This is a genomic window from Paenibacillus riograndensis SBR5 (assembly GCF_000981585.1).
In the GTDB taxonomy this organism is placed as follows: Bacteria; Bacillota; Bacilli; order Paenibacillales; family Paenibacillaceae; genus Paenibacillus_AQ; species Paenibacillus_AQ riograndensis.
On record NZ_LN831776.1, the window covers coordinates 1,269,391 to 1,295,773 of the forward strand.

General features: G+C 54.6%; 17 protein-coding genes and 1 riboswitch. All 17 genes read left to right on the forward strand.

The genetic code is table 11. The features are described from left to right. Positions 1-301: 301 nt before the first annotated feature. The 17 genes from PRIO_RS05500 to PRIO_RS05585 all read left to right on the forward strand — a co-directional run bounded on the left by PRIO_RS05500 (position 302) and on the right by PRIO_RS05585 (position 26,107). The gene (locus tag PRIO_RS05500; protein WP_020427111.1) at positions 302-1,579 is read left to right on the forward strand and encodes a vWA domain-containing protein; all 1,278 of its coding nucleotides are present in this window, start codon (positions 302-304) and stop codon (positions 1,577-1,579) included. 175 nt (positions 1,580-1,754) lie between these two features. Beyond that, positions 1,755-2,390, forward strand: a complete 636-nt coding sequence (locus tag PRIO_RS05505) for a hypothetical protein (RefSeq protein WP_020427112.1) — start codon at positions 1,755-1,757, stop codon at positions 2,388-2,390. Positions 2,391-3,062: 672 nt separating this feature from the next. Then, positions 3,063-4,325, forward strand: coding sequence for a hypothetical protein (locus tag PRIO_RS05510; RefSeq protein ID WP_020427113.1), 1,263 nt, complete (start codon positions 3,063-3,065; stop codon positions 4,323-4,325). After that, positions 4,322-7,435, forward strand: a complete 3,114-nt coding sequence (locus tag PRIO_RS05515; RefSeq protein WP_052741416.1) for a GAP1-N2 domain-containing protein — start codon at positions 4,322-4,324, stop codon at positions 7,433-7,435. Before PRIO_RS05510 ends, PRIO_RS05515 begins: the two co-directional genes overlap by 4 nt. A gap of 378 nt (positions 7,436-7,813) precedes the next feature. Beyond that, complete coding sequence (locus PRIO_RS35390; protein WP_167345585.1) at positions 7,814-8,269, forward strand: hypothetical protein; 456 nt, start codon at positions 7,814-7,816, stop codon at positions 8,267-8,269. 707 nt (positions 8,270-8,976) lie between these two features. Then, a riboswitch (cobalamin riboswitch) is annotated at positions 8,977-9,181 on the forward strand. Positions 9,182-9,365: 184 nt separating this feature from the next. Then, entirely contained in the window at positions 9,366-13,982 is a 4,617-nt protein-coding gene (locus tag PRIO_RS05530; RefSeq protein WP_052741417.1) for an S-layer homology domain-containing protein, read from the forward strand. A 481-nt stretch (positions 13,983-14,463) separates the two neighbouring features. Continuing rightward, the gene (locus PRIO_RS35930) at positions 14,464-14,664 is read left to right on the forward strand and encodes a hypothetical protein (protein ID WP_046501367.1); all 201 of its coding nucleotides are present in this window, start codon (positions 14,464-14,466) and stop codon (positions 14,662-14,664) included. A gap of 586 nt (positions 14,665-15,250) precedes the next feature. Then, positions 15,251-16,189 carry a DUF4430 domain-containing protein gene (locus PRIO_RS05540; protein ID WP_046501370.1) on the forward strand — a complete coding sequence of 313 codons (939 nt, stop codon included), beginning with the start codon at positions 15,251-15,253 and terminating at the stop codon, positions 16,187-16,189. Then, a complete protein-coding gene (locus PRIO_RS05545) occupies positions 16,186-17,130 on the forward strand; it encodes an energy-coupling factor transporter transmembrane component T (RefSeq protein WP_020433224.1) in 945 nt (314 codons plus the stop codon). Before PRIO_RS05540 ends, PRIO_RS05545 begins: the two co-directional genes overlap by 4 nt. Beyond that, positions 17,046-18,728 carry an ABC transporter ATP-binding protein gene (locus PRIO_RS05550; RefSeq protein ID WP_020433225.1) on the forward strand — a complete coding sequence of 561 codons (1,683 nt, stop codon included), beginning with the start codon at positions 17,046-17,048 and terminating at the stop codon, positions 18,726-18,728. Before PRIO_RS05545 ends, PRIO_RS05550 begins: the two co-directional genes overlap by 85 nt. Further along, on the forward strand, positions 18,701-19,387 hold the full coding sequence (locus PRIO_RS05555) for an ECF transporter S component (protein WP_020433227.1): 687 nt from the start codon (positions 18,701-18,703) through the stop codon (positions 19,385-19,387). Before PRIO_RS05550 ends, PRIO_RS05555 begins: the two co-directional genes overlap by 28 nt. Positions 19,388-19,821: 434 nt before the next feature. Continuing rightward, positions 19,822-21,333, forward strand: a complete 1,512-nt coding sequence (locus PRIO_RS05560; protein ID WP_020433229.1) for a methyl-accepting chemotaxis protein — start codon at positions 19,822-19,824, stop codon at positions 21,331-21,333. A gap of 379 nt (positions 21,334-21,712) precedes the next feature. Next, the gene (locus PRIO_RS05565) at positions 21,713-22,033 is read left to right on the forward strand and encodes a PadR family transcriptional regulator (RefSeq protein WP_020433231.1); all 321 of its coding nucleotides are present in this window, start codon (positions 21,713-21,715) and stop codon (positions 22,031-22,033) included. Next, positions 22,030-22,587, forward strand: a complete 558-nt coding sequence (locus tag PRIO_RS05570) for an HAAS signaling domain-containing protein (RefSeq protein WP_020433233.1) — start codon at positions 22,030-22,032, stop codon at positions 22,585-22,587. Before PRIO_RS05565 ends, PRIO_RS05570 begins: the two co-directional genes overlap by 4 nt. After that, complete coding sequence (locus PRIO_RS05575; protein WP_020433234.1) at positions 22,584-23,528, forward strand: DUF4097 family beta strand repeat-containing protein; 945 nt, start codon at positions 22,584-22,586, stop codon at positions 23,526-23,528. The genes PRIO_RS05570 and PRIO_RS05575 overlap by 4 nt, the downstream gene beginning before the upstream one ends. 69 nt (positions 23,529-23,597) lie before the next feature. Then, on the forward strand, positions 23,598-24,476 hold the full coding sequence (locus PRIO_RS05580; protein WP_039790900.1) for an ABC transporter ATP-binding protein: 879 nt from the start codon (positions 23,598-23,600) through the stop codon (positions 24,474-24,476). Beyond that, on the forward strand, positions 24,473-26,107 hold the full coding sequence (locus PRIO_RS05585) for a hypothetical protein (protein ID WP_046501377.1): 1,635 nt from the start codon (positions 24,473-24,475) through the stop codon (positions 26,105-26,107). Before PRIO_RS05580 ends, PRIO_RS05585 begins: the two co-directional genes overlap by 4 nt. The last annotated feature ends 276 nt before the right edge of the window (positions 26,108-26,383 follow it).

Consider the following 26,383-nt stretch of genomic DNA (forward strand, 5'->3'; position numbering starts at 1 on the left):
GCTTGAATGTGGCTTTTCTTGCATATTCTATTGCAGGAAATGCAATAGAATGGGAGTATAGCCTCTTTTGGAGCCATTCTGCTGCATTACATACACTAGAATGGCAGCTGCTTTTCTCCAAACTCTGCAGATTGCCTCATTTCGGACTTCTTCATTGTCAGCAGTGCAGCTGCCGGGAACCGAAAGACATATGGCATTAAGCAGACCGCTTTGTAACTGCGGTAAGGGAGTTCAAGCTGTCCTGCGCCATCGGAAATCATATGTGCTTAAATTTAGTTTTACCTCGAAAGGGTGGATAGCGATGCAGCGTAAAATCAATCTGCTTTTGCTTCTCTTCAGCCTTCTCGGCGGCGGAGCGGCCTTTGTGCTAGGCGAGCTGCTGCTGGACCAAAGGCCGTACGATTTGCCGTCGATTGTGCTGGTCGGCATCTATTTTGCCATAGTGGCACTTGGGGTCGGCCTGGGCTGCCTGCTTGCGGAGATGATCTCGCCAAAACTGAATGGCTTGTCGTGGAAGCAGCGGTATCTGGGATTCTCGTGGAAGATGCTGCCTTTGACGCTGGTGCTGCTGTTCGCGGTTGGCTCCGTAATGGAGTTCGTGTATGAGCTGAACTTCGGCGGCGTGAAGCCGGTCAAAGATGTGGTCATGGTCATTGATGACTCCGGCAGCATGATGCAGAGCGATCCGGGCAACAGCCGCTATAAGGCAGCCGAATCACTGGTGCAGCGCATGGATGAAGACAACATGGTGGCTGTAGTTACGTTCAGTCAGGACGCCACGGTGGTTCAACCGCTGATCCCGCTGTCCAGCTCAGCCAACCGTGAGCAGGTGACGTCAGTTATTAACAGTCTGCAGACCACGGATGGCGGTACAAATATTAGCGGCGCGCTCACAGAAGCCATGGGCGTAATTAACAGTGACAATCAGTCAGGGCGGGGAGCTATGGTAATCCTGCTGTCCGACGGCTTCAGCCAGTTTGACACCTCAAAAGAACTTACGGAGTACGTAAACCGGGGGATTGCCGTAAATACGATTGGCCTGGCGCTGGATGATCCGTCGGGATCAGCGTTGCTTCAGGATATTGCCACCACAACCGGCGGGCAGTATTATGATGTGACCAATGCAGATCTTCTCGGGGATGTGTTCCAGCAAATCTATGACCGGCTGGGCGACCGGACGCTGCTGACTGTGCGCAGTGATTACACGGCGGACAGCCCGTATTATGCCGGGGTACGGATTTTGGCGCTGCTGCTTGTGGGTACGGCTCTCGGGATCGGACTTGGCATTGTGTTTGACAACCGCCATTTGGCGCGGAGCTTTGGCGTCGGCGGTGCGGTTTCCGGTTTGTTCGCCGGACTGATTCTGGAGTTTGGCCTGGACGGCCATGCCTTCGGCGATGCTATGACCCGTTTGCTGGCTCTGCTTGTTCTGGCAGCAATCATTGCATTGTTCACGTTTGTGATCCCTTTTGGAGAAGGGCGGCTTTCCCGCAAAAGAGGACGAAGCGCCGATACGGCTGCTCCATCGTCGGCAGGCTTCCCGTCTCCGCGCAGAAACCGGGGCAGCAAAGGATTCTGATATCGGATGGTCCAAAAAGAGAAAATGCCGACCGGGCTCGAACACCCGCTTTGCTGCGCGATATGCGTACAGCGGTTCATTAAATGAGATACTGTAAGAGATATTGAATGAGATGTTGAATGAGATGATGTAAGAGATAGAAATGGTAAGACATATTTGAAGGGAGCCTACAGTCATGAGGTACGCCGAGGTTGATTCCTCCACACCAGTCATTACGGAAGTGTCCTCCCGGGTGGAGGACAGGTTCTGTACGCTGCGGTGGCGCTGGCCGGACGGCGTGCAGGCGGTTTGCATTCATAAGGCACCTGCGGAGGCTGCGGACAGCGGAGAACTGCCGCCCTCCGGTATGAAGCTCTACACCCGTGAGGAGTATAAGGCAAATAACGGATACCGTGACCGGTTGGATGACATCGGTCTGGTGGCGTACACCGTTTACGCCCGGCTTGCGGACGGTACAGACACTCTGCTGGTGCGCCAGCGGGACGGGGCGAACCGGACGCTGGTCAGCGCGGGCAAAGCGCGGATTTACTATTCCATCCAGCAGAAAAAAAGCCTGTTCGGCAAGCAAAAAACAGTACATATGACGATTACGGCTGAAGTGCCGGTGTCGAAAGAGGTGCTGTGCTATGTCAAGAAACGGGGCGGCTTCCCTGCCTCCAAAGAAGACGGCGTACTGTTCCCGTTCGTCCAGGACTTTGCCGCCGGACGCAACATTCTGCCGCCGATAGAAATCGGCAAGGAGGACGCTGTGCGCATCTTTTTTACGGATGGCCGCAAATATGGCATATTTTACGAGCTGGTGCCGGAGTGAACAGAGAACGCGGAAGCAACGGTGACTGATGCATGTCTTTCAAGCAGGGGTCAACGGAGCTGTAACTGCATTTCGTACATGTAAAAGCTGCCTTTTCAGCGGAATCAAACGCTTAATTGTACTTTGTACATCTATATTTTGGAAATCATCTCAATATGGCCTTTTTTCCTCTTTTTACCTGCATGAAATACAGTTAAACTAGCGGGGACAGGCAGGGGGGTTAATATAGCTGTACAAAGTGCAGTTATAGCTAAGCAGCAGGCTGGATGCAGGAACTGAAGGTTTAACCGTCCGTTATGTGTTCAGCACAAATAGGAGTTAAAGGGAACCGGGGCAGTTGTGCTCACGCTATATAAGCTGAATTTGAGAATTGCAGCAGGCTGTACAGTGGATTTTCAGAAAACACAGAGTTTCCATCAGGCATCTAGCTAGATTCTTAAGTTCACTCTATATCCGTGCGAGACAATGTTTCAAAAGCAGTTTTAACTGCAAAGATTCTCAAAAGAAGCGGAGGTTCCGCAAAACTTAAGCACATGCTTCCGAGGCGAGTTTTGTTCGAAGCGATTCTAGGGAGCAAGGCTCACAAAACTTAGCGTATGCTTCCGAAGCGAGTTTTGCTGCAAAGCCAGCCGGAGAAGCGGAGGTTCCGCAAAACTTTTAGGAGGACAAGAGATGTCTTTTTTCAACCGGTTTAAGAAAAAGAATCAGCCGCAGGCGCGGCCGCTTTTTTATGATATTGTCTGTCCGTATTGCTTCACGCGGTTCGAACCGGAGGATGTGGTATTCCGGGCCATGCACAGCCGCGAGGATGATGAGAATTATGCGCTGGGCGAAGACGATGCACTGAACAAATACCGCGAGCGCTTCGGCCTCGATACGGTTGATGATATGGAGGCTATACTGAATCCGGCGGATATTCCGGAAGAGTACCACCACTATACCGACAATGTGCTGACCGGTCTTACAGACCGCTATGGCGTGCTTACCCGCAGACGGCTCTGTCCGTCCTGCCATAATGAGCTGCCCGTGACTGCGGGCAAGGTGCCAAGCAATATTATCTCCATCATCGGCGCATCCCAGGTCGGGAAGTCGGTGTATATGACCTCGTTGATCCATACGCTGCAGCATACGACGGCGGGACATTTTGACGCGGCCTGCATGCCGCTGAATGCCGAGATCAGCCGCAAGTTCCGCACGCTGTACGAAGAACCGCTGTTCGAGCGGGGGGATTTGCTGGCTTCGACCCAGAAGGAAAAGATGCAGGAGCCGTTTATTTTCCAATTTGTGTTCAAGGATGAGTCCAAGCCCCCGCTGACGCTTGTATTCTTCGATGTCGCCGGTGAAGGGATGGTCGATCAGGATTATCTCGGGCTGCATGGCCAGCATATCAAGAACTCCGCCGGGATTCTGTTCATGGTTGACCCGCTGCAGATCCGTTCCATCCGCGAGAAAATCCGGATCAATTTCGGGGACCGCCCCGGCGAATGGGTCTCCCAGTATGACGAGCCGCGGGATGTGGTGCTGACCATGTTCGGTGATTTCATCGCCTACCAGGAGAAGAGCAAAACCGATATCCCGACAGCGGTCGTACTCGCCAAAAGCGACATGCTGCATTCGCTCAAGGATGAGGACGGCGATTACATCAAGTCCAACAGCAATGTGTTCAACAACTATGTGCACCGCAAAACGCTGAATCTGGACGAGTTCCACAACATCGACGGCGAAATCCGCCGCTTCATAGAGAAGGTGGACCGCCCGTTCAAGGACACGATGGATGTGTATTTTGCGAACACGGGGTATTTTGCCGTATCGGCACTGGGCAGCAATCCGGTGAATCAGAAGGTGGAGGGTGTGGTCAGTCCAATCCGGGTGGACGAGCCTTTTATCTGGCTGCTGCACAAGCTGAATTACATTGAGGGGAGCGACGGGCCGTGAACAGATTTTCAGGGTCCATGATCGCCCAGCAGATGTATACCCGGGAACGGCGTGGTGTGTACCGGGCGACAGAAGGATTCGATACGGTAGCGAAGTCGGAGAGCCTGGACAATAATTTTGTCAAAAAAATTCTGCATCCCTTCTGTCTTTACGATGCTCCGGCAGAGCTGGCGGCACGCGGCGAGAAGAATGAGGAACTGTACCCTGCTGCGCTGCATCTGTTCCATACGGAAACAAATGATACGGTAATCGGGCAGAGCCGGTATTTGGCGGCGGATTTCACGGGTCAGCGGAGCGCTTTTTTTGCCCATAATTTCGTGGTGCCGCCCATCCGTTCGGAGGAAATTCTGGAGGGTTACGGAGACTGGCTTCATGCGGATTTTGCCGGGAGCTATGCGGGAGAGCTGGGCGGAACGCTGCCGGAGCTTTCGGCTATCCCTGTGTCACAGCGGGAGCAGAAGCCCCATCCGTTAAGTATCCTGCGCGGGCTTGGCATCACGGAGGAATTGTTCAAGACGCTGCTGCAGGCGGTGATGATCTCCGTGGCCGGCAAAAAAAAGCTGTACATAGCCCTGGACGTTCCGATCGGAGAGCTGTCGCGGCGCGCGGTAGAGCTGACGGAGGTTCTTTTCAGGGCGCTGCCTTATGATTTCCGCCGCAGGCTGGGTGTGATCACCTATGCCAATGAGCCGAAAAGCCGCAAATATATTCATCTGACCTTCGTGGAAAAAGGCTCGCTCCGCCCGGGCGACCGCAGCATTGAGAAGGATTTTGTATTCGATCTGGCAGCGGGCCGGGTGCTGGGTGCCGACTTTGGCGATACGCAGCAGCCGTTTGCAGAGCTGGCCTGGAAAACACTGCAAGAGCCGGAACGCGGGCTGGAGGATTTTGCGCGTTTTGCTGACTCGCTGCTGCCCGGGGAGAGTGTGGAGCGCAAGCTGTCGCTCGCGCTGTACAATGAGCTGGCGGTATTTTATGAAATTGAGCAGGGCAATGAGAGTCTGTACACCGGGAATAAGCAGGCTGTGCTGGGCGGATTGCTGGCCTACCTGAAGCCGGAGGGTGCGCTTGAAGCACGGGTGCGGCTGAACGATATGTTCCTGGAGCGGTTTGACCGCGAATATGACCTGATCCGCCAAAAAGGCGTGCCAGTGCCGGAGATTATGGAGCGGTTTGTGGAGTATTTTGCGCTGAAGGGCCATAACTACCGGGTCAAAATCGTGGATTATTTCATTAACGGCATGCTCAATGCCCAGTCTGCGGGCCGTGAAGATGCGCTGGCAGCGGCTTACGGCATTATTGAGAGCAATGACGAGCTTAGTGCGTCTTTTTTCAAAAGAGTGCTGGCCCAGCCTGTATTCCGCCGGGCACTGCTGGAGCCTTACATGGAATCCCGGCTGTCTGCGGCGGCAAGCCCGGCGGATATTTTGCGTTTTGTGACACATTGGGGCCGGTTCCTGCCTGAAGCACTGCAGCAGTCTTTTGTCCGGGACACAGTGAAGGAGTATCTGCTGGAGAAGCTCCAGCAAAGTCCCAATCCGGTGGGAGAGGTAGCGGCGATCCATGATTCGGTGGATAAAGCGGAAAAGGAACGCCGCAGAGGCAGCGGTATGTATCCCGAAGTCCTGCTGCTGCTGGAGGAGCTGATGACGGCTTCGGACCGTTTCCTGCTGAACCGGGTGTCGCTGGAGGAACTGACGCAGGAGCAGCTGCTGGATATTTCTTTTTTGCGCTACCGCGATGCTGCCGACTGGCAGCCGCCGCTGGATTCCATTACCCGGCGGAAGGCGAACGCCCTCCGGGCTGCTTACCGGTGGTTCGGGGAGGAGAAGCCGACGGAGGAGATTTTTGCCGGGCTCTCGCCGAGAGAGCTCGATGATGTGCAGCTGCTCGGACGGCGCTGGCTGAAGGAATCCCGCAGTATTGAACCGTTCGAACGGCTGCCGCTGGCCTTTTATCACAGCAGTGAGCGCCAGGACGGGCCTCTGGATTATGAGACGCTTATGGAGCTGGTGAAACGCAAGGCGGGGGATAACAAGGAGACGGTCTACCGTTTCCTGGCTTGGTCGCAGGGGAATCCGCTATTTTCCATTTCGAATAAAAAGCTGTGGCCGGGTTACCGCCGGGCCATCTTGAAGTACTTCCAGAGCAGTGACCGCGAGGCGTTCAAGAGCCGCGATTTCCGCAAAAGCTATGCCGCCGCCGCAGGTCCGGCACTGCAAAATGTCTACAACGAAGCGCGCTCCCAGCTGGCTTCGCCGCTGGCGCGGTGGGTCAGCCGCAGCCGATTTCAAATCCTGATCTCCGGCTGCATCCTGGGCATTGTGCTGATTGGCGCGATTATTGCCATCAGCCTGCTCCGGCCGGACCCTGCGGACACGGCCAAGCCGGCGGGCAGTGCACTGCCCAGCGCCACGGGCGGGGCCGGCGCGCTGGCTCCTGCCGCCGTCCGGCTGGGCGGCGGGGACACGGGCAGCGGCCTGGTGTTCACCTTTGCCGCTGCGGCTGACTGCTCCGCCTTCAAGCCGGCGGAGATCAGCGTAGTGTCCTCCGGCGATGTCACGGAGGACTACCAGGTCACGGGTACGACCAGCAATTGCCTGGTCGCATCGGGTGAAGCGGCTGCGGGTACGGCAGCCGCTGGCCCGGACACCGGCGCGGACGCGAGTGCGCCGGTCGGGTCTGACAGCGGCGCGGATGCCGCCGCTGGGGCAAAGGGCGCGAAGGCAAGCGCGCCCGCAGGGACTGACGGCGCCGCCGCAGGGGCGGGCGACGGAAGTGAGGACGGCGCAGACGCAGGCGCCGTCACCCAAGGGCCCGTCGGCGGGAATGCCGGCGGGGCCACGCCTTCACCGGCAGCGGGCGGCACCGCGCCGGAAGCCCCCGGAGCCTCGGGAGCGGTGCCGGAGGCACCCGCGTACGAGGTGACCGTGCAGCTGGAGGCCGGCGCGAAGCTGGTCGCAGGCGACATGGTCATCGCCGGGGAGTACAAGCTGACCCTGCAGCCGGCCTCAGGCGCGGCAGCAAGCAACCCTCCGGGCGCCGGAGTGGATGCCTCTCCAAGCCCTGAGCCATCCCCCACAGCAACGGGGGATACAACAACCGAATGAGACGACGCTTCTCGAAGCAGCTTTGACACATTAACCTGAAGAGCATGATATGCCGAAAAAGTGAGGCTTATCATGCTCTTCAGGTTTTTATTGATTTCTCCGAAAGCAGGCTCCAGCGTTGAATAAGAGGTAAAAGTACCTTTGATTTCTCCAAAAGTGGACTCCAGCGTGGAATGAGAGGTAAAAGTACCTTTGATTTCTTCGCAGAGTGCTATAGCCTCGTTTGAGTTTGTTTTGGATTGGGGAAGTATAGCCTCTACTTTATTGTGCTTCAGAATCATACAGAGTCGGGAAGTAGCTTAGTGCTAATCGTTTGAAGGACAAACTTGTCTAGAAACAACGGCAGAAATGCCGTTGTTAGGCGCACCGAGTCTAGAAATGTTAGAAACAACGGCAGAAATGCCGTTGTTAGGCGCACCGAGTCTAGAAATGTTAGAAACAACAGCAGAAATGCCGTTGTTAGGCGCACCGAGTCTAGAAATGTTGGAAACAACGGCAGAAATGCCGTTGTTGTGCACGCCGAGTCTGGAAATGTTGGAAACAACGGCAGAAATGCCGTTGTTAGGCGCACCGAGTCTAGAAATGTTAGAAACAACGGCAGAAAAGCCGTTGTTAGGCGCACTGAGTCTGGAACTGTTGGAAACAACGGCAGAAATGCCGTTGTTAGGCGCACCGAGTCTAGAAATGTTAGAAACAACGGTAGAAATGCCGTTGTTGTGCACGCCGAGTCTAGAAATGTTAGAAACAACGGCAGAAATGCCGTTGTTGTGCGCACCGAGGCCGAAACTGGTGGATACAACGGCAGAAATACCGTTGTTACCGCCGCTGCTATAAGGTTGCTGTTAACAGGAATTTCTAAGTTGAAAGTTACCTAATTACTGCACGCCCTCAACGATTGCCGCATAGACACATTATCTGGATAGCCGCCTAACACTTGTTGTATAAGTCCCAACTACCAATATACCAGCCAACGGTTTCTGTATAGTCCCAACTGCCCTGACAACGATCCAACAGTTGCCGGCCCGACACTCGATTAAGTCCCAACTACCAGTATACCAGCCAACGGTTTCTGTATAGTCCCAACTGCCCTGACAACGATCCAATATTCGCTGCCCCATCGTTCGTTAAGTCCCAACTATCCTTATACTAGCCAACAGTTGCTGTATATTCTCAACAGTCCGTACAAATGATCCGACGGCTGCTGAACTGCTAGTCACAAGGTGCTTGTTACAAGCTGCTCCTCACAAGGTGCTGCTCTGCATTGACGGTTATGGCTGGGAGTCGTTGGATTTTTTCACTATTACTGTGGATGGACATTCATGCCGCCCATTGGCGGCACTTCAGACGATGCAATCCCGGAGAAGGCCCCCAATTTGGCTTCGCCAAATTCGAGGCTTCCATAACCATGTTGTATGAATCGGACATCGTTATTTCAGGATGGAATAATAGCTGGAGAGGGTGGAGTACTTTTTGCACCCGCTAAGAAACAGCTTCTCTATAGACATACAAGGGAATACTAGATATGATTATGGATATTAAAATTTAATAGTTAAGAGAGAGGTGCCGGTTCGATGCGTAGCATCAGAAATCGGCTTAAAAGGGAAGCACGGTGCAAATCCGGCGCGGTCCCGCCACTGTAAATGCGGAGCGGCTCTTAGAGCGGCCACTGTCCGGCTGTAAGGATGGGAAGGCCAAGAGCAGCGATGAGGCATAAGCCAGGAGACCTGCCTTTTTCGTGAACGTTTCTATTCTTCGTGGGGTAAGAATGCGGAACATATGCAAATGGATGAAGTCTGGAGCTTCGAGCACCGCAGCCTTCCAATTTGTATTCTTCCCGGCCGCCCTGAACAAGGGCGGTCTTTATGTTGTCCCGGCTGTCCTCTGCAAAGCAGTACAAGCATTTATTTTATGACAAGGAAAGAGGTTGACGATGAAGACATTTTATTCTGCCAAGTCTTTTGTGCTTGGTCTGGTCTTATTGCTGGTAATTTCGGTTACGGGTACCGCGGTGGTTCCGGCGGGACAGGCTTTTGCCGCAGCGGAAGCCACTGTTAACACAGGCACGGACAGTGTCACGGACGCAGTATATGCTGCGGATACTTTTGCGGAAGGAAAAGCTGGCGCTTCCTTGGCTGCAGCGGATAACGGGGGACAGGTAACTGTCTCGCAGGCAACGTATTCGGCTGCAGAATATATACTCAGCGGCGGCGTAACATCGGAGTGGCAGGCGATCGGGCTGGCCCAGGCGGGCTACCGGGTACCGGACAGCTACGTCCAGTCATTAGCGAAAAAAGTACAGACAGCGGGAGGCAGCTTCCCGAATGTGACGGATTATGCGCGGATTGTGCTGGCTGTGCGGGCGGTCGGCGGCGATCCGGCGAATTTTGCCGGCAGCGGTTCTGAAGCGGGCTTCAATCTGCTGGAGCGCATCTATAACAGCGACAATATCAGCGGCCAGCCGCTGAATGCGCCAGTCTACGCGCTGCTCGCGCTGGACTCCGGCAGCTACACGATTCCCGGTGACGCCAAATGGAACCAGACGTCGCTGCTGAGCGAAATTCTGTCCAAGCAAAATAGCGATGGCGGGTTTGCTTTGTTCACGGGGGCGAGCGATCCGGATATGACGGCCATAGTCCTGACCGCACTCGCTGCCCACAAGAATGACCCTGCTGTGGCAACAGCGGGACAAAAAGCAGTAGCCTGGCTGGCAGCCAAGCAGGACAGCAGCGGCGGCTACGGAGACAGCAGTGAAAGTGCGGCCCAGGCCATAATCGGTCTGTCCTCCTTTGGTGTAGACCCAGCCAGCGGCGAGTTTACTAAAAATGAAACAGGCTTGCTGAATCGGCTGCTGAGCTTCAGACTGGCCAGTGGAGCTTTTGCTCATAACCAGGGCGGCAGCGCCAATGCGCTGGCTACCGAGCAAGGCCTGCAGGCCCTGGTGGCCTACAATCTGTTCAGCGGTGGTACGAACGGCAAGCTGTATGACTTTTCGAAGCCGGTAGCGCAGAACCCTCTCGTCTATGTGCCGCTCACGATTGAAGGGCCTGAGCAGACGCTGGGCCAAGGCAGCGCCTACGCTGGGAACGTACTCGAAGCACTGGAAAAAGTAGCCGCAGCGAACAGTCTGCCGATTACGAATCCTTCCGGCGCTTATGTTACTGGCATTGGCAGCATTTATGCCGGAGCTACCGGCGGCTATGACGGCTGGATGTACGCCGTGTCTCGCGGCGGGGAATGGGCCAGCGTTGATGTAGGTATGAAAGACTTCAAGCTGAAGGAGTCTGACCGGGTACTGGTTTATTATGCGGGCAGCGCTACGCAGCTTGTCGATAAAGTGGCCCTTTCCAACGCACAGCCAAGAGAGGGTGAAGCTTTTACCGTCACAGTCACCCAAAAAACATGGGTATGGGATGGCTCCGCTTCCAACCCGGTAACTTCAAGAGCCGCCGGTGTGCAGGTGACGATTGGTGGCAAGACGGCAACAACAGATAAAGACGGTAAAGCCGAGTTTCCAGAGGGCTTCGCTGCAGAAGACTACACACTTGCTGTTACAGGATACGTTGCAGAGAAGGCGCCCAAGATTGCAAAATATACACAGACGCTTAAGGTAGCCCCTCTCAATGTAAAAGCCACAGTATCGGTCGAAGGTCCGCAAGGCCCTATCGCCGAAGGCACACTGGAAGCGTCTGACGCGCTGGACGCCCTCAAGAAGCTGGCGGCATCCGGCAATATTCCGCTGGACATCACAGAGTCTTCTTTTGGCAGCTATGTCTCGGGCATCAATGGAATCCAGAGCGGAACATATGACGGGTATTGGAGCTTTGTGGTTTCCCGCGGCGGGGAGTGGATTTATCCGTCTGTAGGGATGGGAGCCTTCGTCCTTCAGCCTTCCGATCATGTGCTGGTCTATTACGGCGGGGGAGCTACCCAGGTTGTCAACTCCGTAACGCTCTCCGCTGCCCAGCCTAAACCGGGCGAAGCGTTCACAGTAAACGTTGCCCAGAAGCAGTGGGTATGGAACGATAAGACATATACCTCTGATCCGGTGGTTACACCAGCAGCAGGCGTACAAGTGACCATTGGCAGCACAACCGTAACAACGGATCAAAAGGGCGCAGCTACCATCGATAACGGCTTGCCTGCGGGTGCGTATAAGATTGCCGTGACGGGATATGTTGCGGACAGCACGCCGAAGATCGTCCGCTACACGCAGCCGCTGACTATTTCTGATCCGGTAGTGGTGCCTCAGCCGGCATCGGCAACGATTTCGGTTATCGGCGACAGTGCTAAAGGGACTATTCTGTCCAGCACCACAGTAGCTCTAAATGCCGGAGAAACAGCGTATAGTCTGCTGATCCGCCAGCTGGGAAGCCGGGTGACTGCGACAACCTCCGGTGGAAGCATGTATGTCGTTGCTATCGATGGCCTGAAAGAGTTTGACCGGGGGCCAAAAAGCGGCTGGAAGTATTCCGTCAATGGCAGCGATCCTGGATTCAGTGCCGGGGATTACAAATTGAACAATGGGGATGTGCTTGTCTGGTACTATACGACAGATTATGATATTCCTTCGGCAGGTACAGGCGGTCTCTCCGGAAACACAGGAAGCACGGGAGGTGCGGGAAGCGTCGGCATCGCAGTTGACAACACCCTCCCGCTGAACCAGGTGGGACAGACGACAGCTGTTACGAATTCAGGTGCACCCATGACAGCGTCTGAGGCGGCAGCTTTGGGTCAAAAATTAACGGCCAACACGGCAGCCTTCGAACAGGAAGTTACTTCAGGTGCGGGAGCGGCTTTGAAGGACAGCGGCGGCGAGGTGCAGCTGCTGATTCCGGCCGGGGCAGTCTCCGGAACAGTGAAGATCAGCATGAAGGAGAGCAGCTCCAGCCGTGGCGAACTGGTGTCGGGTCTATATACGTTCGGGCCGGACGGGACAAAATTTGTGAAGCCGGTTGATCTTTCCATCACAGTTCCGGTAAAATCCGGAAATCCGGCCAACCTGGCCTTGGCTTGGCTTGATCCGGCTACAGGCCGCTGGATTCCGGTTCCTTCCGTTCTGGATGCCAAAACGGGTATCATTACCGGCAAAATCAGCCATTTTACTGATTACGCAGTAGTCGACCGCAGCAAATGGGAGCCGCAGCCGGAGAAATTGAAGAGCGATATTGCTGCTACCGCGAAAGGGATAACGGCAGCAGAAGAGCTAAGTGATTGGCAGGCTGTCGGGCTGGCCCGCTCGGGTCATGCAGTGCCGGCTGCTTACCTGGAAGGGGTGAAGGAGCAGCTGTCAGCCAGCAAGGGCCAGCTCCGCAAGGTTACGGACTATGAGCGTCTGGTCCTGGGTGTGGCTGCTGCAGGTGCAGATCCGCAGAACTTTGGCGGCTATAACCTGATTGAAAAAATCTATAACAATGACAACATGACCAGCCAAGGCAGCAACGGTCTGATTTTTGCCCTGATCGCCCTGGACAGCGGCTCCTATACGGTGCCTTCGGGTGCCAAGTGGACCAAAGAACGTCTGGTTCAGGCCCTGCTGGAGGTTCAAAGCAAGGACGGCGGCTTCCCGCTGACCTCAGGCGGAGCAGCTGATCCCGATATCACTGCTATGGCGGTTACCGCGCTTTCAGCTCACGCCAGTCAGACAACGGTTGCAGCAGCTGTTGACAAAGCCATTGCCTGGCTGTCGCAGCAGCAGCAGGAAGACGGCGGCTTCAAGCAGGCGAATGTAGAAAACAGTGAGAGCACAGCGCAGGTCATCATTGCCCTGGCTGCAGCGGGAATCGGTCCGAATGACTCACGGTTTGTCAAAACCAAAGGCGGGTTGCTCAGCCACCTGGCTTCCTTCCGTCAAGCGGACGGCGGCTATGCCCATACACAGGGACAGCCGGCTAACAGCGTAGCCACCGAGCAGGCGCTGCTGGCCCTGACCGCTTATAACCGTTACTTGACGGGCGAAGCGAATCTTTTCAGCATTTCGCCTACCGGTGTAAATGGTGGAGTCGTGTTCACCGATGAGAATCTGATTTCGCCCTGGGCGCTGGAAGCCGTGCATCAGGCATACGGCAAGAAGCTGATGGAGGGCATCAGCGGGAACAGTCTGGTTTTTGCACCGAAGCAGAAGATTACCCGGGCGGAATTTGCCGCCCTGCTGCTGAGGCTGACCCATAACGAGCCGTCTGTGGCTAACAGTGCTCCGGTATTCAGCGACGTCAAGACCGGCACATGGTATTATGGAGTAGTGCGGAAAGCGAAAGAGCTCGGCATTGCCGATGGAATTACGGACACAACCTTTAATCCGAACGGAGTCATTTCCCGCCAGGATATGGCTGTCATGATTTCAAGAGCACTAAAGCTGGAAAATACAGCTTCTGCGGCAGCTCCGCAAGCTGCGAAGTTTACTGACGAAGGACGGATCAGCAGCTATGCCGTATCCGCTGTCCGTACAGTTACGGAGCTCGGTTACATGACCGGATTCGGCGGAACCTTTGACCCGTCGTCCGCTGTGACCAGGGAAATGGCCGCAGTGGTGGCGGTAAGACTGCCATAATCATGCGGTTGTGGCAGTAAGACACATAAACATCCTGGTGTGGCGGTAGGAAAACATGAACCGTACTCTGGTGGCAGTAAGACACCATAAGCATGCTGATGTGGCAGTAAGACTAACATAATCATGCGGTTTTGAACCGCTGTTTGATTCAAGGCTGGCCCTTCAAAGGGCCTAAGTGCCTGGTCCGGCCGGACTTGCCTTCTATTTTTAAGAGGGTCTGTAGTCTTGACTGTATTGGGTGCGACTAAAGCGGCCACTTTATGCGTTGAACTCATTTGGCTGCACATTGTATATTTAGGTAAACTTACATGTAGTAATAGAGGCGATTCTGCTATTTGTAACTGTTGAAGATACAACTATATAAGTTAAGTTAGTAAAATGAAGAAGGGATGCGGATTTATCCGAAAGCTTTCCCTTTTCATTGAAACTGTATGAAGCTCAAATTAGGCTAGCAGGCAATCAATTGCACTTTATACAGTAGATGATCTCCAAATCAGCGGAAAAATGGAATCTATTGCACTCTGTACAGCAGATTCAGGCGAAAAAGGCGCTTTTGACTCCAAATCAAGAAATCTCTGCACGAAATGCAGCAGAATGCGATTTACCGCAGACTGCTCAGTTTTCTATTGTTGTACAAAGTGCAATCAAGCAAAAAGTGTATGAGTTGAACTGGAGAACTTGAAAGCTTGGGAAGCAATGAAGCTCATAAGGAACTGAAGCGAAGTGGAAAAAGTAAAACTAAATTGCTGAAATCCAGGCTACAGAAGGTTTTAGTGGGATTTTGTACACCTAATTCATGCCTATTCATCTCATATGGCCGCTTTCAGCCGGATTAATGGTACTTTTTCCAAGATAGGCTGTGCCATAAGGCCGAATGAGCCCGATTAGTGATCCTTTTTCCACTAACGGTGACTGCCCTCTTCATCGGGTTTACAAGTGCTGGCAGTAGCGGGAGTGCGTTTGGATTATCCTGTGGCTGACAACTCTGCCTTCGTCATGCCTGAGTATGGGCTGGGAGCGTGTGGGTTTGCAGTACCCGTCCATTTCAGTTGCGGCTTCTCTGTCCACAGGTTAGGCGGGCGGAGACTGTGCCGTTTCACCACTAATCATATTGCCAAAAGAACGGAACGGGGGAGCAGGTGCAGCCCCGTTCCTTTCCCTTTTTTGTCAGATCAGAAAGATAATTTGAGGTTCCTGCAAAGTAGCAGTATCAGCTTCCATGCAAAAGCCTCACTTTGAGGGGTTATTTATCGGAGGTGTCCTTGTTTATGTCCAAGTCTATCCAGCAATGGCTGTTCACTCCGCTGCTGCTTCTGTCCGCAGCGGTGCTGCTCGCCGGCTGCGCAGCCGGCGCAGACACGGCCGGCGGGGCGCAGAGCCCCGCCGCGGGCACGGCTGCGGTGCAGAGCCCGCAGCCCAAGACCCCGGCGTCCCCTCTCCCCGGGGACGCCGCAACCCCCGTGCCTTCCGCCGCTGCGGACGGCACGGCCCCGCCGTCCGGCGCGGAACCCGCTGCCGGGACGCAAAAGGGGGCGGCTGTGTCTGCGCCGCCCGCCTCATCCGGCGCGGCTGCAAAGCCCGCGCCTTCCGCCGCTGCCGTAACGGAGCCAGCTTCCGTTACGGCCAGCGCAGCCCCGGCCACGGCGAAGGCCTCGGCCGGGCCAGCCAAGCCTGCTGCCGGCGCGAAGCCGACCGCCAGCACGAAGCCTGCAGCCGGCGCGAAGCCGACCGCCAGCACGAAGCCGACAGCCGGTGCGCAGCCGGCAGCCGGCACCAAACCGGCGGCGACAGCGAAGCCGGCCGCCACGGCGCAAGCCCCGGCAGCCGCTTCAGCCGCCCCGGCGAAGCCTGCCGGGGCCGTAAATACCGTCACGCTCTCCATTGTCGGAGACAAGGAGCACGGGACGATTTTTGCGGCGGCGGCCGTTGACATCAAGAGCGGCGAGAGTGCGCTGGAGCTGCTGAAGCGCATTACCCGCAGCAATAAAATTCAAATGGAATACCAGGGAGCCAAAAGCTTCGCTTATGTAGAAGGAATCGATAATCTGTATGAATTTGACCAAGGCCCGGAGAGCGGCTGGATCTACAAGGTCAACGGTGAAGTTCCCGGCAAAGGGGCAGGCAGCTACATACTGCAGCCGGGCGATACCGTGGAGTGGCTGTATACGCTGGATATGGGCAAGGATGTAGGGGCGGAAGTGCAATGAGCAGCGGCTTCCGTGCAATGCATCCCTCGGCGGCGCTGCTCTACTATGCCGGGCTGCTGTTGTTCGCCACCCTGCTGTTTCATCCCCTGTTCCTGGCTACAGAGCTTGCCGGACTGATCCTTCTGCTGGTGCTGCAGGGACAGGGGCGGCAGCTGCTGCGCGGGCTCCCTTTTTTTCTGCTGATGGCCGTTTCGGTAGCCGTGCTGAATCCCTTGTTTTCACACAGGGGTGCGCATATTCTGTTTTATTTTATGGACCAGCCGGTTACACTGGAAGCCGTTTTGTACGGGCTGATGATGATGGCGGTCCTGTTGACTGTTTGTATTCTGTTCATTTCTTACAGCTACACGGTCACCACGGATAAATTCATGTATCTGTTCGCTGCGGCTGCGCCCCGGGCCACCCTGCTGACGCTGATGGCGCTGCGCTTTGTGCCTTTGTTCCAGCGGCGTCTGCGCCAGATCACCATGATCCAGCGGATTCGGGGAGTGGATGCAGGCAAGGGCAGCGTGCGCTCCAGAATGAGGGACGGGATGACGCTGGTGAAGGTGCTGCTGACCTGGTCGCTGGAGGAAGCGCTGCAGACGGCAGACTCGATGAAAGCACGGGGCTACGGCATCCGCAAACGGAGTGTATACGGGATTTACAGGCTGGACCTGCAGGATAAGGCCATTTTGCTGCTGCTCGCGGCTAGCGGGCTGGTCCCGCTGTTTTTTTGGATGAAAGGGTACGGGGTGCTGGAGATTTATCCGCGGATGAAGCCGATGCACTTCGGCTGGGCCGATGCCGCGATGTATGCAAGCTTCTGCTTGTTCGTGCTGACGCCGCCGGCCCTCGAAGGAAAGGAGAAATGGTTATGGAGATCCTCGCGGCGGAGCGTCTATCCTTCAGCTATCCCGAGGAAGACAGGGACTCGCTTCATGAGCTCTCATTTACGGTAGAGGAAGGTGAGTTTGTCGTGCTTCTCGGCCCTTCAGGCGGCGGCAAAACCACGCTCCTGCGCCATCTGAAGCGCGAGCTTGCGCCCGTGGGCAAGGCTGGCGGGAAGATTGCTTACAAGGGACAGCCGCTATCCGGTCTGCCTGCCGAGCTTGCTGCCGCAGAAATCGGGATGGTGTTCCAGAACCCCGATGCACAGATCGTGATGGATACCGTGTGGCATGAGCTGGCCTTTTCAATGGAAAATATGGGCTATCCGCCAGCGGTTATGCGCAGCAGGCTGGCGGAGATCGCCGGCTTGTTCGGACTGGAGCCGCTGCTGTACAAGTCGGTGCACGAGCTCTCCGGCGGGCAAAAGCAGCTGCTGAACCTGGCCTCGGTGCTGATGCTGCAACCTAAGCTCCTGCTGCTGGACGAGCCGACCTCGCAGCTTGATCCGGTCGCCGCGCGGGAGTTCCTCCAGACGTTGCACCGGCTGAATGAAGAGATGTCCGTGACGGTCATCATCAGCGAGCACCGCCTGGAGGAGGTACTGCCGCTGGCTGACCGGGTGCTGCTGCTGGAAGAGGGAGAGCTGCGGTTCCAGGGGACGCCCCGTGACTTTGTACGCGGGGCGGGGCTTGCGCTTCACGCTCCGCATATGGCGTATTTGCCCACTGCTGCGCGGTTGTTCCTTGCCCTTGAGCCGGATGCGGTTCAAGCGCCCCGCGAGGCCATCCCGCTGACCGTGCGGGAAGGCAAGCGCTGGCTGCATTCCTTGGCTGAAAGAGGGCCAGGCATGGGGGAGGCGGCAGCTGACACAGGCGCTTCCCGCCTCTCCGCTCCTGTCACTTCATCCGACCTGCTGCTCAGCTGCCGGGAAGTGACCTTCCGCTACAGCAAGGACGGGGCAGAGGTGCTTAAGAAGCTGTCGCTGTCCCTGTACCGGGGAGAGCTGCTGGCCGTGATGGGCGGGAATGGAGCCGGAAAATCAACGCTGCTGCATATCCTGAACGGCCTGCTTAAGCCCCAGCGCGGCAAGGTAACCCTTGCTAAGGGGGAGACAAGCGGCTTCCTGGCCCAGAATCCGCTGCTCTACTTCAGCTATGACACGGTTCAGGAGGAGCTGCAGCAGATGGCGGAGTATGCCGGATTGTCCAAGGAAGAGGCGGACCGGGAAATTGCCCGGCTCCTGGCAATCTTCCAGCTCGAAGACCTTCTGCTTAGCCATCCGCATGATATCAGCGGCGGGCAGCAGCAGAAGCTGGCGCTCGCCATGGTGATGCTGCTGGGTCCCGGTATTTTGCTGCTGGACGAGCCGACCAAGGGACTTGATCCGGGGGCCAAAGAACGGCTCGCAGCGTTGCTCGGAGATTTGCGGAGGCAGGGAGTCAGTATCCTGCTTGTGACGCATGATGTCGAGTTTGCCGCGAGGTATGCCTCGCGCTGCGCGATGCTGTTTGACGGCGGCATCACGTCGGAAGGGACGCCGGCGGAATTTTTCAGCAGCAACTATTTCTATACAACGGCAGTCAACCGCATGGCCAGAGAGCTGCTGCCGCAAGCCTTAACGATAGAGGATGTGATGAACGCGTGGTCCGCTTTCGCTTCCCGCTCCTGATTGCCCTCGGGCTGTTTGTGGCCGGCCTTGCGCTGACCTCAGCGCTGAAGGACCGCCATTATATGCTGCTCAGCCTTGTGCTGCTGGCGGTAGCCCTGCTGCCGCTGTTCATCCGTCTGGAACGGCGTCCGCTTGAATCCAGAGAACTGGTGCTGCTGGCGGTGTTGTCCGCTGTCGCTGCGGTCAGCCGGATTCCTTTTGCCGCCTTGCCCAGTGTAAAGCCGGTATCGGCCATTGTTATTCTTTCGGCTTATGTTTTTGGGGCGGAAGCCGGGTTCATCATCGGCGCGGTGGCCGCGCTGGTGTCCAATATTTACTTTGGGCAGGGACCCTGGACGCCTTGGCAAATGTTCGCCTGGGGCATGGTCGGTCTGACCGCTGGCTGGCTGCGGAATACCTGGTGGATGAAAAAAAAGGGCGGAATGCTTGCATTCGGCTTTGTCTGGGGATTTTTATTCGGCTGGATTATGAATATCTGGTATCTGATCAGCCTGCCGGATGCGTTCAGCTGGGGGCTCGTGGCTGCCGCGTATGCGTCAAGCTTTTATCTCGATCTCGCCCATGCCTTGTCCAATGTCTTTTTCCTGGCTGTTCTGGCCGGAGGCTGGACCAAAGTGCTGAAGCGATTCCGCAAAAAATACGGCTTGCTGCAGGAGTGAAGCAGGGGAGGGTTCTTAGGGGCATGTTTACGTCAGATAACAATAAAGGATTTGTTATAGACTGTACTTTCTGCAATAGAATTACCCGGAGTTCTGCGATGAATCACATTCTACTGTATTTCATGCAACCGATATCCCGATTTTGGGTAAAAAGTACCTTTTCCAAGGGATTCTACTATATATAATGCAATAGAATCTCTTTTCAGGCTGAGTTTATCGTTGATCTGCTGCAAAAAGTGCATTAGAACGGCGTTCCTTCCCTCACATCCCCCCATTCTTCATTTTTGAAAACTAATCTATTAGTCATATAGTCACAAAAAAACAATATTTTCTTCGTTTTTTCGACATATTTTTCAGCGAAAACATCATACTTTCGACCTTTATCTCCGATAAATTAGATACAGCAGGAGATGAAGAGGACGGGAACAGAACAGATGAGACATCTTAAGGTAAGACATAAAATGCTATTGCTGGTAACGGTCTTTATAATTATGCTTATTGGGACCGGAGCTGTCGGCATCATCACCACCAAGCAAATGGCAACAGGGTCCGGTAAGTCCTACAGCCAAAATTTGCAGCCGATGTATCTGATAACAGAAATACGCGGAAACAACCGGGCAATTGAGTCTTTGCTCCTGGAAAGTCTGATTACCAAAAACGATGGCAAAAGCCAAGAGCATACGGCAGCTATCGGAGAGTATATCAACATCAACAATGAGCTGATCACTCAGCTAAAGGCCATATCCTTCAGCAACAAAGACGTATCGAATAAAATAAATGAGTATCTGTCCCTGCTTCCGGATTACCGGGCACAGCGTGACAGCATTGTCCAGCTGGCCGGCAAGAAGCTCAAAAATGAAGGTTATCAGATCTTCTCGGGGAGCGTGTTCAGTAAATCGCGGGAGATCATGGTGAGTCTGCTTGAGGATACAGCCAAGCTGCTGGTTCAAGATGCCCGCAACAATAACGAAACTAACCAGCAAGATGCCCAAAGATCGTTGACCTTGATCATTTTGCTGATTATTGCCGCTTTGGTGCTCAGTATAGGTATCAGCATCCTCATTTCGAGGATGATTACGAAACCGCTTAAGGAGCTGCAGGTGCTGATGAAGGATGCAGAGTCAGGGAATCTCACCGCTTCCGCTGCCTATTCGTCGAGGGACGAGACTGGTCAGCTCCACCGCTCGTTCAATGCAATGATTCAGAGCCTGAAGACTATGATGCAAGGAGTGTCGGAGAGCACCGGATTGCTGTCTGCCTCTTCACAGGAGATGAGCGCCAGTGCGGAGCAGGCTGCACAAGCTTCGCAATTCATTGCCGAATCCTCCAGTGCAATTGCCGCCGGTATCGGGGTGCAGGTGGAGACGGTTGACCGGGCGGCACATTCCGTGCAGGCGATGGCGGAGGAGATTGCCGCCGCCCGGCAGAGCACTCATGAAATATCCGGACTGATGGCGGCTGCTGCTGCTTCGGCTGATCATGGAGCTGCTGCAGTGGAGGTTATCCTTGCACAGCTGAAGGAGATTGCAGAAGCAACGGGGAAAAGCTCGCTGCAGATCACAGACCTTCTAACGCAGATCCAGAGCCAGACCGAAGAGGCCGTGCAATCCATAATACGGGATTCACAGCTGGTTTCGCAGGGGCTGTCACAGAGCGGGGCCGTACCGCGGGTGTTCGCGGAGATTCAGGAATCCATTCGGACCGCTGCACGGCAGACGGCGGAGCTCCGCGAGGCTATCGGGCATGTGTCCGGCCAAGCACTTACAGTGTCGCAGGCAATGGGGCAGGCAAGTGAAGCGTCCCGTAAAAGTGCGGAAGATGTGCAGAACTTAAGTAGAGCCAGCGAAGAGCAAGTGACCGCAATGGGCGAAATGCTGATGTCGTCCAGGTACCTGGCGGCACTAGCCGAGAATTTGCACATGAATTTGGCTCGCTTCAAACTCTAGCACGGCAACGGAAATGGGGACCAACATTTTTCCGCGATGGTTCGATGCCCATACAGAGTATGAATCAGTACAGTAATGCTGGGTCTGACTCTCAGGCAGCTTTGGCGGGCAAAAGCCGCCTAAGCTGCTGGGAATTACTTATGTAGGAAGATTCAGTTGAGACACTTACTTTCTCGTATTCAGTTTGCCTGATCGGCGTTCAGACTTGGCTTCCTGCCGGTATTGTCCGCGATTCCAACGCGTTTTTCTTCATGGTGGGGAAAAGGAATATATTGCATTATGGAATAGTGAATGCTATATTACAGCAAGTAGTTCTTTTTTTTTGGCCAGCTATTATACAATGTTGAATAGTGAACATTACTGCATAGGAGAGAAATAAATGAATATACAATTCAAAAAAGGTGTCCTTGATCTGTGCGTGCTGGCCTTAACCGCACGGGAAGACCGCTACGGCTACGAACTTGCCGTGGCGATTTCCTCGAAGTTTGAGGTGGCGGTCGGCAGTGTGTATCCGCTGCTGAACAGGCTGACGCTGGAGGGATATTTCTCCACGTATCTGCGGGAGTCGCGCGAAGGTCCGCCCCGCAAATATTACAAGCTTACAGCGCTCGGACAAAACCATCTTGAGGAGCTGATCCTTGAGTGGCGGTCATTCACTGTATCCGTAGATCAATTGATAAAGGAAGGTGTCGAGGGATGACACAGGAGCAATTTCTGACGCAGCTTCGGGAGCTGATGAATCCAATTCCCGAGCCGCTGCGCAGCGAATGGATATTCGATTACGAGGAGCACTTTCGTCAGGCGGTTGAAGAGGGGCTTAGAGAGGAGCAGATCACAGAGGAGCTTGGCGACCCGCGCCAGCTCGCCAAAGAAATGGTGCTGGCCTATCGGGTGAATCAGGCGGAGAGCAGCAATGGGCGCCTTGCACCGGTTTCCAGGGTGGTGTTTGCAATGGTAGGTTTGGGACTTTTTAATCTTGTGTTTGTGCTGGCGCCCTATATCATGCTTTTGGCTGTACTTCTTGTATGCTGGACTTCGGCTGCCGCAAGTGGTCTGGTCGCACTTACCGCCATTTACGAAGGGGTAATCGGAGATGCCTTTACCCCGGTCCAGGGGGTTTTTGTGGCTGTGATGCTGTTGGGAGCGGGAATGCTGCTCGGGGCGTTCTCGCGCTGGCTGACCATGGCTGTTTCAAGAATGACACTGCGATACTTGAAGTTTAATTCCAAGGTGATGAGGGTGAAGGGATCATGAAAAAATGGATAATTACCGCTGTTGTTCTGTTTGTGGTTGGATTGATCGGTGTAACCGCGACGATGTGGAACGAGGGCGGCTTCAGTCTTGGCAGCGTAGAGGTCAACCAGGAACAAGCAGTGGCCGCTGATGGGGTGAAGGATGTCGTTCTTTCACTAAACAGTATAAATGTAACAATGGTAAAAGGAACGGCGAACGAAATCAAAGCTTCACTTGCGGGCAGGGTGAGCAAAAAAATGGTGGAGTCAACAAAACTGAACCTCATTCGGGAAGGCGACACGGTTAAGATTGGCGTTGACTCTAACAGATGGACGGTCGGCTTCAGTGTATTTGATGTACAGGTCAGAGTGGAGCTGCCTCAGCAGCAGTATGAATCCTTTGTGTTCAATTCCGGGACCGGTGACATGAATATAGCAGGTGTTTCTGCCCGGTCCGTCCGTGTTGAGGCGGATTCAGGCACAGTCAAGCTTGAAGGGATGAAAGCAGGTAAGATTTCGCTTGAACTCGGCAGTGGTGATATTGAAGTCAACAATGTTGCGGCTGACACATTGGAGTTGAATGGAGACTCTACGGATGTGTTCCTCGGAAAGCTGGCAGCACAGAAAGTGAAGTTGAAGACAGGTGGAGGCAATATCCGTATGAAGGATGTGGAAGCTGAGCTTGAACTGGAGGCGGATACGGGAGAAGTTGAGGCGGAGATGACAGACATAACGCATCCAATCAATATCACAACCGGCAGTGGTGAGGTCATTCTTAACACGGCGGAACGTCCTTCTTCGGCGGCAATAAGATTCAGTCACGGTTCGGGCGAGCTTCATAACCAATGGGAGGGGACAGCTCAGACTACCGCTCATGAGGGGGACGATATCGTATTTGGCGATGGAAGCGTTGCGGTAAATGTTAAAACTGGTTCAGGAGATTTAACGCTTGGAAAGCGGTAAGTGTCATACATCAGATGCCTAAGGAAGGATTGCGCCGTTTGAAACGGTTAGTCTGGAAGGAGAGGGAGTATTGTGCTCGTAATTGAAAAAGTAGGGAAAAGATACAATAAAAATTTCTGGGGAATCAAGGATATTAATCTGGAGCTGAAGGAAGGGATTATCGGGCTGCTGGGGCCGAATGGGGCAGGCAAATCGACACTGATGCGCATATTGGCAACCATTTCACAGCCGACCCAAGGGCGTGTGACATGGAATGGCCGCGATCTGGCGGCGCATCCCGATGAGCTGCGCCGCGTTCTGGGCTATTTGCCGCAGGATTTCGGCGTGTACCCCAATCTAACAGCTGTCGAGTTCCTGCAATATATGGCAGCGGTCAAGGGGCTTGACGGTAGCCGGGCCAACCGGAGAATTGACGAATTGCTGGAATTGCTCAACCTGAATGGCGCCCGCAAACGCAAGATCGGCGGGTATTCAGGCGGCATGAAGCAGCGGATCGGCATCGCACAGGCACTGCTGAACGACCCCAAAGTGTTAATTGTGGATGAGCCGACAGTAGGGCTTGATCCCGAGGAACGCATGAGGTTCCGCAATCTGCTTGCGGATTTGTCCCAAGGGCGAATCATTCTTTTTTCGACACACATTGTTTCCGATATCGAAGCCACTGCAGACCGGATTGTCATTCTGGCGAAATCCCGTCTGTTGGCCGACGCCCCTCCGTCTCAACTGCTGAAGTTAGCTGAAGGGAAAGTCTGGTCGACGGTTATACCGGAAAATCAGCTGCAGGAGGCCCGCTCGAAATGGCTGATCAGCGGATCGGTCCGGATTGGGGAGGGAGTGCGTGTCCGTATGGTGGCAGGTGAGGCACCTGCCCCTGATGCGGTTCAGGTGGCTCCCGATCTTGAAGATGCCTATCTGTTTCTTCGTTCAGGTCTGGGGGACAGCCAATGAGCAAAGTACATACAATCTATCATCTTGCCCGTGCCGATTTCCTGGAACGCACGAGACGGTATTCATTTTTTGTAACGGCAGTGCTGGCGGTGTTCGCAGCGTATTTGTTCGTCCCGCCTGCGGATTCGAATTACGTGACCTTTTATCTGGGCAATTACAGGGGAGTGTATAATTCCGCATGGGTTGGAGGAACGGTAGCCGTGTCAACGACCATGTTTTTGACGCTGGTTGGATTCTTTTTGGTTAAGAACAGCATTGACAGGGATTTGCGCACAAGGGTCGGCTTCATCATTTCAGGGACTCCGCTGAAAAAGCGGCATTACCTGTTAGGCAAGGCGCTCAGTAATTTTGCTGTCCTGTCGGTGATTGCATTCCTGATGATGGTTGTCGCCTTGCTTATGCAGCTCATTCGCGGCGAGGATATGACCATTCATATCTTGGACATTGTCCTGCCGTTCCTGATTGTTGTCTTTCCTCAATTGGCTGTTGTGGCTGCGCTGGCGGTTGTTTTCGAAAGCCGGACCCTCTTGCGTGGAGCCGCCGGGAATCTGATCTATCTGGCGCTGTTTATTGCGACAGTTACGATTTCAATTAACAACGGCAATCTTTCAACGGGGATCATCTCCGGGCAAATGCAGAATGATCTTAAGCAGATCAACCCTGCGTATGATGGAGAATTTGGGCAAGGCATCATGTTCCTCGACAAACCCTTAAGCCTGTTCCAGTGGCACGGTATGCACTGGAGCGGCAGCATAGTGGGCATGCAGCTGCTGCTGTTCGCTGCCGCGCTGGCCTTATGTCTGCTGGCGGCTCTTCTGTTTAAAGGTTTCGCGGAGCTGCCGGCAAGCCGGCAGGGGCAAGCATACAGCAGACGTTCCCGGAGAGCTGGACCCGAAAAGAAAGCCGTTTCACCGCTGTCCGGGGAAAGCGAACAGTCTCAGCAGGCAGCAGCCAACGCCCCAGGGCTCCCGGCGGCAGCATTAACGCCGGTTGTTTACCGTTTTCGGTTCATGGCACTTGTCAAAGCAGAATTGGGCCTCATGCTTAAGGGGAGTTCATGGTTATGGTTTGCCGTTGGAGCCGCTCTGAATATCCTTTGTCTTCTTTTACCGCTGGATAATTCATTTTCTTTCTTCTGGCCGCTGGCGTGGATTTGGCCGCTGACTCTCTGGTCCGCTATGGGCTGCCGTGAAGTGATGCATGGCACACATCTGTTCCTTGCCGCCAGTCCCAAGCTGATCGCCAGACAACTGCCGGCTATTTGGGCAGCGGGATATATCGTTACAGCTGCAGCGGGCGGCGGCATTCTGGTTCGTCTGCTTATAGAAGGCGATATGGTTCACGCCTTGTACTGGCTGCTCGGCAGCCTGTTCATTCCGACGCTGGCCCTCGTGTCGGGCGTCATTACACATTCCAAAAAACTGTTTGAAGTTCTCTATATGCTGTTGTGGTATATCGGTCCGTTCAACCAGGCTCCGGGGGTTAACTTTCTGGGAACGGACTTGCCAGCCCGCTCGCTGGGCCAGGCTGGCTTTTCTGCCTGGCTGCCGCTGGCCGTCTGCTTCGCTCTAACCGTTGTCCTGTTGATCTCAGCTTTCGTGGGCCGCCGCCGGCTTGCAGCTGTACACTAAAGCTGCATCCGGTGTACCGCTGTCCAATGAAGGCGCTCAGGTAGGAATCGGCGTTAGAGTTTAAGAGAATAGCTGCGTAAGTCAAAACGGTCCGCCCGGATGCATATACCGGGCGGACCGTTTTTTATAAAGATATAAGAATTTATATGCTTCACACTATAAATTATCCTTCTATTTCTCGCTGAAACGGGTACCGTCCTATTAAGGACGGCGTAGGGCTCCATTAGCGGACTGAAGCGGACAGAGGAGCCCTTATTTTGCCAAAAGCCTTACTTA